We start from the raw sequence: 12,859 nt of genomic DNA on the forward strand, positions 1-12,859 counted from the left end.
AATTAAATCTTTTATGGAAAACATACAGAAAAAAGAGCGAATCCTGGCCATCGATGCGCTGAGAGGATTTGCAGTGATGGGGATTATCCTGCTCCACAATATCGAACATTTCAATTTTTATTCTTTTCCCGAAACCTCTTCTCCGACACTGGCGAATTTGGACCAGACGTTGTGGGATATGTTGTTCTTTCTGTTTTCAGGAAAGGCTTACGCCATTTTTGCTTTGCTCTTTGGGTTCACTTTCTATTTGCAGAGCCGTAGTGCCGCCAAGCGGGGAGAGGATTTCAAAGGACGCTACATGTGGCGACTGGTGCTTTTGCTGGGATTCGGATTTGTGAATTCCTTGTTTTTCCCCGGTGAGATATTGGTGCTTTATGCCATCTTAGGTTTCATCCTTGTACCCGTCCGTCACTGGAAGAACCGGTCTTTGTTGATTTTGTCTGTCATACTGATGCTTCAGCCGGTGGAATGGATCAAAGTAGTATGTGGATGGCTCAGTCCGGATTATGCACCCCGCCAGATAATCTTCTCGTTGGGCGATGTGTATCCGCAGTTGGGAGGGGATTCCTGGTGGGAGATGGTGAAAATGAACTTTACCATCGGTCAGTTGGCCAGTCTGAACTGGGCGTGGTGTTACGGAAGGGTGTTCCAGACCTGTGCCTTGTTTGTGCTTGGCCTGTGGATGGGTCGGATGGGTTATTTTGATTCATCTTCAGAAACGGCCTTGGGACGTTCCCGCAACTTCTGGACTTACGTGTTGTGCTTTTCTCTTCCACTGGCAGTGGTGTTTTATTTTGTCAAAACCTTTGTCTTCTCGTTAGTGTCTCAGCCTTTGATGCTGGACAGTCTGAAAACCATCCTGAATTCATGGTATAATTTCTGTTTCATGCTGACCATGGTGTCGGTGTTCCTGTTGCTTTTCTGGATGGGAAAGGGCAAGATACAGAAGATTCTGGTGCCTTATGGAAGAATGAGTCTGACCGATTACATCATGCAGTCAGTCATCGGAAGTTTCCTGTATTTCGGTTACGGATTGGCCTTGCACCAGTATTGCGGTACGACGGTCAGCCTGTGCGTGGGAATTGTCTTTTTCCTGTTGCAGCTGGCCTTTGCCCATTGGTGGTTCCGGCATTTCAAGCGCGGTCCGCTGGAGACCCTTTGGCATAAACTGACTTGGCTGGGAAAAACAGTCAGTTAATCAGTTGCCTTCTCTCCGTACTTTCTCAAAAAATATTCCAGTACTTCCAAGGGAGTATTCCAGTACTGCCGAAGAAGTACTACGGTACTTTCTTGGAAGTACTCTGGTACTCCCCAGAAAGTACTGAAATGGAGTTGCAGATATAAAAAAAGAGAGACCGTCCTCGGATTGAGGCGGTCTCTCTCTTTTTTGTAGTGAAAGTCGGTGCTTTCAATTATTTCTTGAAGTATCTGTTGTACAGACCTTCGAAACCTTTTCCGTGACGAGCTTCGTCTTTAGCCATTTCATGAACTGTGTCATGGATAGCATCCAAGTTCAGCTGTTTAGCGCGAGTAGCGATACGTTTCTTGTCTTCGCAAGCACCGCATTCAGCGTTCATACGTTTTTCCAAGTTTGTCTTAGTATCCCATACGCAGTCACCCAGCAGTTCAGCGAATTTAGCAGCGTGTTCAGCTTCTTCCCAAGCATAGCGTTTGAAAGCTTCAGCTACTTCTGGATAACCTTCGCGGTCAGCCTGACGGCTCATGGCCAAGTACATACCAACTTCAGTACATTCACCCATGAAGTGGTTGTTCAGGTCTTTGATCATTTCGTCGTCGCAACCTTTAGCTACGCCGATTACGTGTTCGTCTACAAACTGCAAACCATCTACAGTTTCTTCCAGTTCTTTGAACTTAGAAGCAGGAGCTTTACACATCGGGCATTTTTCAGGAGCTGCTTCACCTTCATAGATGTAACCACAAACTGTACAGATAAATTTCTTCATACGTCAAATAAATTTTAAGTAGTTAGTTATATATTAATAAGTTATGTCCTTTAATTCTTTGTAATGTCTTTGCCTGTGCACTCCGGGCAGATACCTTTGTAATATTGGTGTACTTCTTCCACGATAAAACCGTCTCTTTGGAACATTTCGGCTTCACTTGGGTCTATTTTGGCAGGTACATCAAATATCTTGTTGCAAACCTTGCATTGAAAATGTGCATGCGGTTGCATGTCGCCGTCAAAGCAGGCATTTTTTTCGTCAATGGTCAGCATCTTTGCGGCACCATGCTCTACGAATAACTTGAGTGTGTTATACACTGTAGTCTTTGAGAGCGTAGGGATTTCCTTGCACAGCGCGGTATAAATTTCGTCAATGCATGGATGGGTTTTGTGTTTAAGCAAATAGTCCATGATGGCAATGCGTTGTACTGAGGGCTTAATCTCATGGTCGAGCAAATATTCGTATGCTGTCATATTTTTCAATTCTGTAATTATTACAATTCTAATTCGAGGGCAAATATACAAATATTTTCTATTCTAACAAATAGAATGCGATGTTTTTTGTTTTTTTTACTTTATGTTCCTATGTTAAAAAACTCTCGTTTTCGCATAGGGGGGTGTGTAAATATTGTTTATTTTTGCACCACTATATAATATATAACAACTTTATATGAGATTTGGTTTTGTAAAAGTGGCCGCTGCCATTCCTGCAGTGAAGGTAGCCGATTGCAAGTTTAATGCACAACAGACTGAGAAACAGATTGTCATAGCCGATGGAAAGGGCGTACAGATTATTGTTTTTCCGGAATTGAACTTGACGGGATATTCTTGCGGAGACTTGTTTGCCCAGAGTTTGTTGCTGGAGCAGGCAGAGTTCGCTTTGATGCAGATTGTCAATAACACCCGTCAGTTGGATATTATTTCTATTGTCGGTATGCCGGTGATGGTAAATTCCACTTTGATGAATTGTGCGGTTGTTTTTCAAAAAGGCAAGATTTTAGGACTTGTACCGAAGACTTATCTTCCTAATTATAAAGAATTCTACGAGCAGCGCTGGTTTACTTCTTCGGCGGCTCATCCCGATTCGACTACCGTCCGCCTTTGCGGACAGCTTGTTCCCATGAGTGCGCATCTGCTGTTCGATACGTTGGAAGTTTGTTTTGGCGTGGAACTTTGTGAAGATGTATGGGCTCCGGTTCCTCCCAGTTCCACTTTAGCCTTAAAGGGAGCAGAAATCATTTTTAATCTGTCGGCGGATACGGAAAATATCTGCAAGCACCAGTACCTCCGTTCTTTGCTGGCGCAGCAGTCGGCACGGTGCCTGGCGGGCTATGTGTTCTCTTCCTGTGGCTTTGGAGAATCGACTACCGACGTGGTTTTCGCAGGGAATGCCCTGATTTATGAAAATGGCAGCCTGCTTGCCGCTTCCGACCGTTTCTCTTTCGAAGAACAGCTGGTCATCAGCGAGATTGATGTGGAGCGTCTGAGAGGGGAGCGTCTGGTGAACACCACTTTTTCAGCCAGCATACGGATGCACCAGGAAATACCTGTGCAGCATATCAGCACGGACTTGGTTCCGATGCGCGGACTGAGTCTGACCCGTCCGGTAGAACCTCATCCGTTTGTGCCCTCCGGTACCCGTCAGTTGGACGAACGTTGCGAAGAAATTTTCTCCATTCAGGTGGCGGGTCTGGCCAAGCGTCTGGTACATACCCATTGCAATACGGTCGTATTAGGTATTTCCGGAGGACTGGATTCTACGTTAGCTCTGTTGGTTTGTGTCAAGACTTTCGACAAGTTGGGCTTGTCGCGTAAGGGAATCGTGGGCGTAACCATGCCGGGTTTCGGAACCACCGACCGCACGTATCACAATGCCCTCTCTTTGATGGCCTCTCTGCAAGTGACGACGAAGGAAATCAGCATCAAGGATGCCTGCATCCAGCATTTCCAGGATATCGGTCAGGACATGTCGGTACACGATGTGACTTACGAGAACGGACAGGCCCGCGAGCGGACGCAGATTCTGATGGATTACGCCAACAAGCTGGGCGGATTGGTCATCGGTACCGGCGATTTGTCGGAACTTGCCTTGGGATGGGCCACTTACAACGGTGACCACATGTCGATGTATGGTGTGAATGCCAGCATCCCCAAGACTTTGGTCCGCTATCTGGTCAACTGGGTGGCACAGACGGGAGTGGATACCTTGTCCCGCAATACCCTGCTCGACATCATCGATACCCCAATCAGTCCGGAACTGATACCGGCCGACGAGAACGGCAACATCAAGCAGAAGACCGAAGACTTGGTAGGCCCTTATGAGCTGCACGATTTCTTCTTGTTCCACTTCCTGCGTTTCGGCTTCCGTCCGGCTAAAATTTTCTATCTGGCCGAGATTGCCTTCCGTGGTACGTACGACAGCACGACCATCAAGAAATGGCTGACGAACTTCTATCGTCGTTTCTTTGCCCAGCAGTTCAAGCGTTCTTGTCTGCCCGATGGTCCGAAAGTCGGTTCCGTGTCTTTGAGTCCGCGAGGCGACTGGCGTATGCCGAGCGATGCCAGTGCAGCACTGTGGCTGAAAGAATGTGAGGAACTTCAGGCTTGATTCGGAGAGAGGCAGACCGATGCAGAAAGCGTCTCTCTCAAAGAAATAAAATCGTGAAAGTCAATATTTGATTAATTGGAATTTCAATATAAAAAATCTCCTGCTTTCGTTCTTTCATTGAAGATAAATGAGGACGAAGCAGGAGATTTTTTTGTATCATGTAGGGATTGTAAGTCGGCCTGTTTAGTGCTTCTATATTAAGACCACCTTCTTCTGAGAGTTAGTGCAAGTACTTTTCAGTGAATGCCTTTACCCGTTCTGTATATTCTTCCGGATACAGTTTGTAGGAATGGGCATGGTCCACACCCTCCGTAATCCATAGTTCCTTGGGAGCTGGTTTGGCCTCATAAAGCTTGTACACCATCCACGTCGGTACAAAGTCGTCGTTGTCGCCGTGGATGAACAGCATGGGCTTGCGGCATTTCGCTACTTGTGACAGCGCCGAAGCTTCCTGAAAATTCCATCCGTTCTGTAGTTGGCAAATCCTGCTGGCCGTGTTGAGTAATGGAAAAGGAGGCAAGCCGAACAAATCTTTCAGTTCTTTGCTGAACTGGTCCCACACGCTGGTATAGCCGCAGTCTTCCACAAAGCAAGTCACGTAGTCGGGCGTCGTATCCCCCGACAGCATCATAGTGGTGGCCGCCCCCATGGAGATGCCGTGCACCACCGTCTGCAAGGAATCCCCGAACAAGGCTGGTGCCACGTCTATCCATTGCCTGACGTCCTTCCGGTCCAGCCATCCCATTTGGATGGCATCCCCTTCCGTCAGTCCCGCATAGCGCAGGTCCGGCAACAAAATATTATAGTCTAGTGAATGATTGTAGAGATAGCCGATATGAAACATGCGGATGGCATTGTCCGTATAGCCGTGTACGATAATCGCCGTGTGAGTTGTAGGGCGGGAGGCACGGACATAAAACGCGTGCATCCGAATGCCGTCGGGCGCAAGAATAAACGTATCCCGCAGCGCCTGTGTGCTTTTCAGGCTGTCCAGCCATTGGACAATCTGAGGATATTCCTTTCGCATGAAAGTTTCCGAACCTTCCATGTCTTTCCCCCGGTTATCCGGGCGGAGGGCGAAATCAATCAGATAGAAGCTTCCGCCTGTAATAATTCCCATGGCCAGCAGTAGCAGAACGACTGCCGACCAGAGAATCTTCTTTTTGATAGTCATTGAAAATGGATGTTGAGTCGGTGGTTAGCTGTTCCAGATATCCCATGCTCCGAAAGCCTGCAACAAGAGCATTTCCAGCCCGTTCTTGACAATGGCTCCCTGGTCGCTACCTTTCTTCATGAAAAGCGTAGTGTTCGGGTTGTAAAGCAAGTCGTACAGCAGGTGCTGTGGAGTCAGCAGTTCGTAGGGGATATTCGGACACTCATCCGCTTTCGGATACATGCCTACCGGCGTACAGTTCACGATGACCTTGTAGTCCTGCATGATTTCAGGTGTAATCTCTTCGTACGTGATGACTTCATCATTGTGTTTGCTGCGTGAAACGAACAGCGTTTCCAGTCCCAGTTGTTTCAATCCCTGGTGTATGGCTTTCGATGCTCCCCCTGTGCCTAAAATCAACGCCTTCTTGTGATAGGGCTCCAATAGCGCTTCAATGGATTGGACAAAGCCGATGAGGTCAGAGTTGTATCCTTTTAACTTGACGCCTCCTTTGGTATGCTCCACCTTGATGACATTGACAGCTCCGATTTCCTGTGCGTCTTTGTCCAGTTCATCCAGATAAGAGATGACCTTTTCCTTGTAAGGAATCGTGACGTTCAGTCCTGCCAGGTTCGGATTGGTTTTGATGATTTGCGGAAATTCTTCGATGCTTGGAATCTCAAAATTCACATATTCGGCATCAATATTTTCTGAATGGAATTTTTCATTGAAAAAGTTCTTGGAAAAAGAATGTCCAAGCGGATAACCGATTAAGCCAAATTTTTTCATAAGGTTCAAAGATATTAGTTATTTTGTCGCGAAATAGAGTGTACACGTACCCATGGTCAGACGTTTGAATTTCACTTCGCTGAACCCCGCTTTCCGGATAATTCCCTGCATGACTTCTCCTTGCGGGAAAGCCTTGATCGATTCGGGCAGATAGGTATAGGCGCTGCGGTCTTTCGAGAGCAGCCAGCCCATGGCCGGAATCACGAATTTGGAATAAAGTGCATAGCCTTGTTTCATGGGGAAATGTGCCGGTTCCGACAGTTCCAGAATGACAAGATGTCCGCCGGGTACCAGTACTCTGTACATTTCTTTCAGGCCTTTGTCCAGATGCTCAAAGTTACGGATTCCGAATGCCACCGTGATGGCATCAAACCGGTTTTCGGGGAAGGACAGTGCCGTACAATCTTCTTTGGCAAACGAAATCTGTTTGTCGAGTCCCAGTTGTTTCACTTTCTCGCGTCCCACGTTCATCATGCCTTCTGAAATATCCGTACCAATCAGTTCGGCCGGTTGCAGCATCTGGCAGGCCTGGATAGCGAAATCGCCCGTACCGGTAGCCACGTCCATGATGTGTTGGGGATGATAAGGTTCCAGCAGGCGGATAGCCTTCCGTCGCCAGCTTTTGTCGATGCCCCATGACATCAGGTGGTTCAAGTTGTCGTATGCCGGTGCGATGTGGTCGAACATTTTCTCTACCTGGGCAGCCTTGCCCTCTTTTTCGTTGTATGGCTTGATATTTTCTTGTGGATAATGAGACATGCGTGGAAAGTTAAGATGGGACAATGTAATGGTGAATCTCCCTCTGGGAATGAAAGCCGTTTTCATTCCACAAAGGGAGATTAAGGTCAGATGCTTTTAAATTAAAGCAACAAATAGTCAGTTACGTTCTTTTCGATACGTTTGGCCAGGTTGTCTGTGTCACCTTTTACGAAGCTTTCGCCTGTGATGTGCTCAAACAACTCGATGTAGCGGTCGCTGATAGATTCCACGATGGCCGGAGTCATTTCAGGCACCTGCTGGCCTTCCTTGCCCTGGAAGCCGTTGGCCATCAGCCATTCGCGTACGAATTCCTTTGAAAGCTGTTTCTGCGGTTCTTCTTTTTCGAAGCGTTCCTGATAACCTTCTGAGTAGAAGTAACGGCTGGAGTCCGGTGTATGGATTTCGTCCATCAGGTAGATTTCGCCGTTGTGCTTTCCGAATTCATATTTCGTGTCTACCAGAATCAAGCCGCGTTCAGCCGCCATCTGCGTACCGCGTTCGAACAACGCCAGGGTATATTTCTCCAGGATGGCATATTCTTCCGGAGTAGCCAGTCCTCTGGTCAGGATTTCTTCTTTGGAGATGTCTTCGTCGTGCATACCCATTTCAGCCTTGGTAGTCGGAGTGATGATCGGGTGAGGGAATTTCTCGTTTTCTCTCATGCCTTCCGGCAGACGCACGCCGCAGATTTCACGCACACCGCCCTTGTAGGCACGCCATGCGCTTCCGCAAAGGTAGCCGCGTACAATCATTTCTACAGGGAAACCTTTGCACATCACGCCCACGGTAACCATCGGATCGGGAGTGGCCAGTTTCCAGTTCGGGCAGATGTCTGTGGTAGCGTCCAAGAATTTAGCCGCAATCTGGTTCAGCATCTGTCCTTTATAAGGGATACCTTCCGGCAGCACGACATCGAATGCCGAGATACGGTCGGTAGCAACCATTACTAACTTTTCATCGTTGATGTTGTACACATCACGTACTTTTCCGTGATACACACTTTTCTGTCCAGGAAAGTGGAAGTCTGTTTTTGTTAAAGCTTTACTCATTGTCTTGTTATGTTTAGTAATGAATAGATTCTGTTATGTGTGTTTATGCCTGTGGAGTCTTTTCGGCTTCTCTGGCAGCACGTAGTTGTTTTCTTTCCGCTTTCTCTTTCTCCTCGAATTTCTCGTAGGCTTCCACGATGCGGGTCACCAGTTTGTGGCGGACAATGTCTTTCTTGTTCAGTTCGATGAAGCTGATGCCTTTCACGTCTTTCAGGATTTTCATGGCCTGCACGAGTCCCGAAGTCTGCGAGGCGGGAAGGTCAATCTGCGTCATGTCGCCCGTCACAATCATCTTGGTGTTCATACCCATTCGGGTGAGAAACATCTTGATCTGCTGGGTGGTGGTGTTCTGCGCTTCGTCCAGGATGACCACTGCGTCGTTCAGCGTACGTCCGCGCATGAAGGCCAGCGGTGCAATCTGGATGACGTTCAGTTCCATGTATTCCTTCAGCTTGGCCGCCGGAATCATGTCCTGAAGCGCATCGTATAGCGGTTGCAGGTAAGGGTCAATCTTGTCCTTCATGTCGCCGGGCAGGAATCCCAGTTTCTCGCCCGCTTCTACGGCCGGACGGCTGAGGATGATTTTCTTGATTTCCTTGTTCTTCAGAGCCCGTACCGCCAGGGCGATGGCCGTGTAGGTCTTTCCTGAACCCGCCGGACCGATGGCAAAAATCATGTCATTCTTTTCGAATTCGCGCACCAGCTTCAACTGGTTTTCACTTCTCGGAGTAATCGGCTTGCCCGTCACGCTGAACACGATGGCATCGCCCGTCTTTTCAATTTTCGGGGCATTGCCCTTCACGATGTCCAGGATGACTTCTTCATTGAGCGAGTTGTACTGCACGCAATGTTTTTCCAGAGCCAGGACGGCCTCTTCGAAAGCGCACATTTCCTCCTCGTCTCCCATGATTTTGATGACGTTTCCGCGCGCCACAATCCGCAGCTTGGGAAACAGGGCCTTGATCATCTGCATGTTGGCATTGTTCACGCCATAGAAGATCACCGGGTCAATATCTTCGAGTACGATATGTTTCTCTATCATTGAGTTTCTTCAGATTCGCTTGTATTTATTTTTTGCAAAAATAATCATAACTTTTGATTGTAGAACGAGAAAGCAGAAGAAAATCTGCTTACTTCAGTTCTTTCATTTTGTAGCGTTCGCCGGTCGATTTCACCAGTTCCTGCAAGAATTCCTTGCTGTATCCCGGGCGGTCCAGCGGAGCCGTGTTGCCGGTAGTCGGACGTTGCAGCTGTCCGTTCTGCATGCGTTTCACGGCGCCGTCGTTGTAGCGTACGATGAGGAATTCGCCCAGTTTCTTCCAGCTGTCTACGGCAGTCTGTGCCGTCATCTGCGTGTAGTTGGTCAGGAATTCCTTGGCTTTGGCCGGGTCTTGCTGATACAGTTTCAAGGCGGTGCTTTCAATGCCTTCCTGTGCCTGCGCATAAGTATCTTCCAGGCTGTTCTGCACGGTGCGCATGTCTTCCACCATCAGGTTGTAGCGCGGACGGATCATGTCGGCCACCCAGTTGTAAATCCAGAAAGCGGAATCCCATGAGAAGGTCACGCAGTCACCGTGTCCCTGCTGGTAAGGATAAGGCACTTTGTCCGTGTTGCAGTACACCGGAGTGAAGACCGTCATGTTGGCGTCGTCCAGACCGAACCAGAGCACACCGCCGATGGCGTCGGGCAGGTTGGAACGCATCTGTGACACGAATACGAAACCACTCTGCTGGGTAGAGATGGGGCGTTCGTTGAAATATTCCTGTCCGTCCACCTTGAAGGTCAGCGGCGACAGGCGGTAAGGCATCTCGAAACAGCCGGCACCCATGTCCTTGGTGATGTCGAGCGGAGTGCCTTCGTAGTGGTCACGCATGGCATGCTGGATGTCGCGTACTGAAATCTTCTGGTCCGGTTTCACGTAAAGTGGCATCGGCTCTTTGCTTTCGCCTTGGATATAAGAAAGGTAAGATTTTCCAGTTTCCTTGCTGAACATGTTGTAGAAGCTCCACACACGTGCCTCGCAGAAACGCAGGCCGCTGAAATCGAGCGGGCAGTAAGCATCGGCAAAGCTGAAGTCCTTGTTGTTGCCGCTGAAATAGCCTTTTTCGCGGGCAAAGGAAATCACGTCGGGTGCATACAGGCAGTTTTCCTTATCGTTCATGTCGAACTTGTGGATGCGGCTCTGGTTGGCATGAGCGGCAATGCAGTCGTCCGGAATACGGACAGCCACCCATACAGCCCCTTTCACGCCCGGTCCTTTTCCAATCATTTCCATGATCCAGGCTTCGTTCGGGTCGGCAATCGAGAACGATTCACCGCTGCTGTAATAACCGTATTCTTTCACCAGGTCGGTCATGATTTTGATGGCTTCCTTGGCCGTACGCGAACGTTGCAGGGCCACGTAAATCAGGCTTCCGTAGTCCATGATACCGGTGCTGTCCACCAGTTCATGACGTCCGCCGAAAGTGGTTTCTCCGATGGTCACCTGAAACTCGTTCGTGTTGCCGATGACGTTGTAGGTCTGTTTGGCTTCCTTGATTTTGCCCAGGTATTTGCCCGAATCCCAGTCGTAGATGTCGCGCATTTCGCCCGGTGCATGCTGGGCAGCCGGGTAGTGGCACAGGTAGCCGAACATGCCGTAAGAGTCGGCCGAGTAAGAAACGATGATGGAACCGTCGGCCGAAGCCTTCTTTCCGACAATGAAGTTGGTACATGCCCATCCGTTGGCAATACATGCTGTCAGCAGAAAGACAGCCAGCATTATTTTTTTCATTTTCATGTAGGTAGATTGTTTATGATTTGAGTTATTGATTCTTTCAGAACTTGTATTCCTTGCGGGCCGTGTTTCCGCATTGGTCGGTCACGGTCACCTCGGCCTTGTGAGGAACTCCCTTTTTCACCTTTTCCGGGTCTTGTATCACCAGGATGCCTTTCTTCAAGCCGAAGAGGACAAACTTCCCGTCAATGTACACCTTGTAGGTGCCGATACCCGATTCGGCGTCACTGATGCGGAACCGGATTTGCCGGTTGCTGCGCCATCCGCCCTGTCCGACAGGAGTGATTCTCGGCGCCACGGTATCCACGTCGACAGAGAAGGTGCCGAGAGAACGTATCCGGGTCTTGACCCATCCGTTCTCATATTTCCCGCCCATGGAACTCCGCCATTTGCCGGCCTTCTGCACGATGTAGTATTTCGTGGTGTCAGCCACTGGTTTGTGGCGCAGGCCGATGGACAAGTCGCAGTAGCTGTGGATTGGTGTCCGTCCCGCATCCAGCACATAGTCGAAGGCAATGTGCGAGCTGTCCCCTTTGACACGGGTGTGGAGCGGCACGTTGTCATATACGTAGTAGCGGGGCACCACCAGTTCCATGCCCGGTTGCTGGATGACATTGGTTCGGTTCCAGTAGAGCATTTCATCGGCCTCCGGCTTGTAGGCAGGAATGTCCTGTCGTTTGCCCTTGACGGTAAACTTATATGTTCTGCGGTTGCCGAAATTGTCTTCCAGCACGTAGCGGAAATGATAGTCCCGTTCCTCGTTGATGTCCACGGCACCTCGGTTCTCATCCGTGCGGAGCAGCCGGAGCCGGTTGCCGGGCAACTTATAGGAACGCATAATCAGCCGTCGTGTGCGAGTCAGTTCGTCGTAGTCCGTAAACCCGTTGATCATGCGGTTCTCGTCGGGCAGTACCCGGTCGGTTGTACTGTTGAACACCTGTACCGAGTCCACATAAAGCGTGACCGAGTGTACGCCATAGAAGTTCGAGGTACCATCCATGTAATCCTTGGCGCTGATGCCCGTATAGATTTTCCCCCATGCGTGGATGGGCTGTCTCAGGGCATTTACGTTGAGCAGCTTCTTTTTCGTGCTGCCGTTCACCACGCCCTCTCCCTGGATGGGATAAATGCCGATGAGGCTGGCCACGGGCGCCTTGCTGTCTTTCAGGAAACGCTTGAAATAAGGCATGGGGTCAATGTATTCCCCCGTTTCCGTCTGCCGCAGCTCCAGGTGCAGGTGAGGTCCAGCCGAAGCCCCCTCGTTGCCGCTCAGGGCAATGATATCCCCCTTCTTCACCGGGAACTGTCCGGGTTGGAATTTCAGGTCGCAGGTAAATGTTTCGTGCGCATACTGGTATTGGCGCACGTAAGCCTGTATGTTCTTGGCAAATGAAACCACGTGTCCGTACACCGAAGTCAGTCCGTTGGGGTGAGTGATGTAGAGGGCCTGTCCGTATCCTCCGTGCAATACCGCCACACGCGATACGTAGCCGTCGGCAATGCAGTAAATGGGTTTGCCGGTTACCCCTTGTGTCTTGATGTCCAGCCCGTTGTGGAAATGATTGGGACGCAGTTCGCCAAAGTTGGCACTGAGCAGAATCGGGAAGTCGAACGGAGAACGGAAGTAGTTGTCGGTGGCATTCTGGGCCTGTCCGGAGAGTACCCCCGCCAAGGCCAGTGCCAGTATCATTTTTTGTCTCATTTTTTCGTATTTGTTAAGCGGTTACAAAGATATTAAGAAATCCTGAAGCTGCAATCTTT

General features: G+C 49.3%; 11 protein-coding genes. 2 read left to right on the forward strand and 9 right to left on the reverse strand.

Going from position 1 to position 12,859, the window contains the following annotated elements; translation table 11 throughout:
- Positions 1–13: 13 nt before the first annotated feature.
- The gene (locus H6A28_RS05135; protein ID WP_204476769.1) at positions 14–1,198 is read left to right on the forward strand and encodes a DUF418 domain-containing protein; all 1,185 of its coding nucleotides are present in this window, start codon (positions 14–16) and stop codon (positions 1,196–1,198) included.
- A gap of 214 nt (positions 1,199–1,412) precedes the next feature.
- Here H6A28_RS05135 and H6A28_RS05140 read toward each other — a convergent pair whose 3' ends face one another.
- On the reverse strand, positions 1,413–1,964 hold the full coding sequence (locus H6A28_RS05140; RefSeq protein ID WP_204476367.1) for an NADH peroxidase: 552 nt from the start codon (positions 1,962–1,964) through the stop codon (positions 1,413–1,415).
- Between the two features lie 50 nt (positions 1,965–2,014).
- Positions 2,015–2,437: a Fur family transcriptional regulator gene (locus H6A28_RS05145; RefSeq protein ID WP_204476366.1), complete on the reverse strand. Its 423-nt coding sequence runs from the start codon at positions 2,435–2,437 to the stop codon at positions 2,015–2,017.
- A 196-nt stretch (positions 2,438–2,633) separates the two neighbouring features.
- On the opposite strand from H6A28_RS05145, the gene H6A28_RS05150 reads away from it, so the two are divergent.
- Positions 2,634–4,571, forward strand: coding sequence for an NAD(+) synthase (locus H6A28_RS05150; protein WP_204476365.1), 1,938 nt, complete (start codon positions 2,634–2,636; stop codon positions 4,569–4,571).
- Between the two features lie 220 nt (positions 4,572–4,791).
- Here H6A28_RS05150 and H6A28_RS05155 read toward each other — a convergent pair whose 3' ends face one another.
- The 7 genes from H6A28_RS05155 to H6A28_RS05185 all read right to left on the reverse strand — a co-directional run bounded on the left by H6A28_RS05155 (position 4,792) and on the right by H6A28_RS05185 (position 12,800).
- Positions 4,792–5,745, reverse strand: coding sequence for an alpha/beta hydrolase (locus tag H6A28_RS05155; protein WP_204476364.1), 954 nt, complete (start codon positions 5,743–5,745; stop codon positions 4,792–4,794).
- Between the two features lie 24 nt (positions 5,746–5,769).
- Positions 5,770–6,513, reverse strand: coding sequence for a shikimate dehydrogenase family protein (locus tag H6A28_RS05160; protein WP_204476363.1), 744 nt, complete (start codon positions 6,511–6,513; stop codon positions 5,770–5,772).
- Positions 6,514–6,531: 18 nt separating this feature from the next.
- A complete protein-coding gene (gene ubiE, locus H6A28_RS05165; protein ID WP_204476362.1) occupies positions 6,532–7,272 on the reverse strand; it encodes a bifunctional demethylmenaquinone methyltransferase/2-methoxy-6-polyprenyl-1,4-benzoquinol methylase UbiE in 741 nt (246 codons plus the stop codon).
- 101 nt (positions 7,273–7,373) lie between these two features.
- Entirely contained in the window at positions 7,374–8,321 is a 948-nt protein-coding gene (locus tag H6A28_RS05170; protein WP_204476361.1) for a phosphoribosylaminoimidazolesuccinocarboxamide synthase, read from the reverse strand.
- Between the two features lie 43 nt (positions 8,322–8,364).
- Entirely contained in the window at positions 8,365–9,363 is a 999-nt protein-coding gene (locus tag H6A28_RS05175) for a PhoH family protein (protein WP_022354741.1), read from the reverse strand.
- An 88-nt stretch (positions 9,364–9,451) separates the two neighbouring features.
- Positions 9,452–11,101, reverse strand: coding sequence for a C69 family dipeptidase (locus tag H6A28_RS05180; protein WP_204479203.1), 1,650 nt, complete (start codon positions 11,099–11,101; stop codon positions 9,452–9,454).
- Between the two features lie 37 nt (positions 11,102–11,138).
- Positions 11,139–12,800 carry a M23 family metallopeptidase gene (locus H6A28_RS05185; RefSeq protein WP_204476358.1) on the reverse strand — a complete coding sequence of 554 codons (1,662 nt, stop codon included), beginning with the start codon at positions 12,798–12,800 and terminating at the stop codon, positions 11,139–11,141.
- Positions 12,801–12,859 lie beyond the last annotated feature (59 nt).

The organism is Bacteroides mediterraneensis (assembly GCF_016900355.1).
Classification (GTDB): domain Bacteria; phylum Bacteroidota; class Bacteroidia; order Bacteroidales; family Bacteroidaceae; genus Phocaeicola.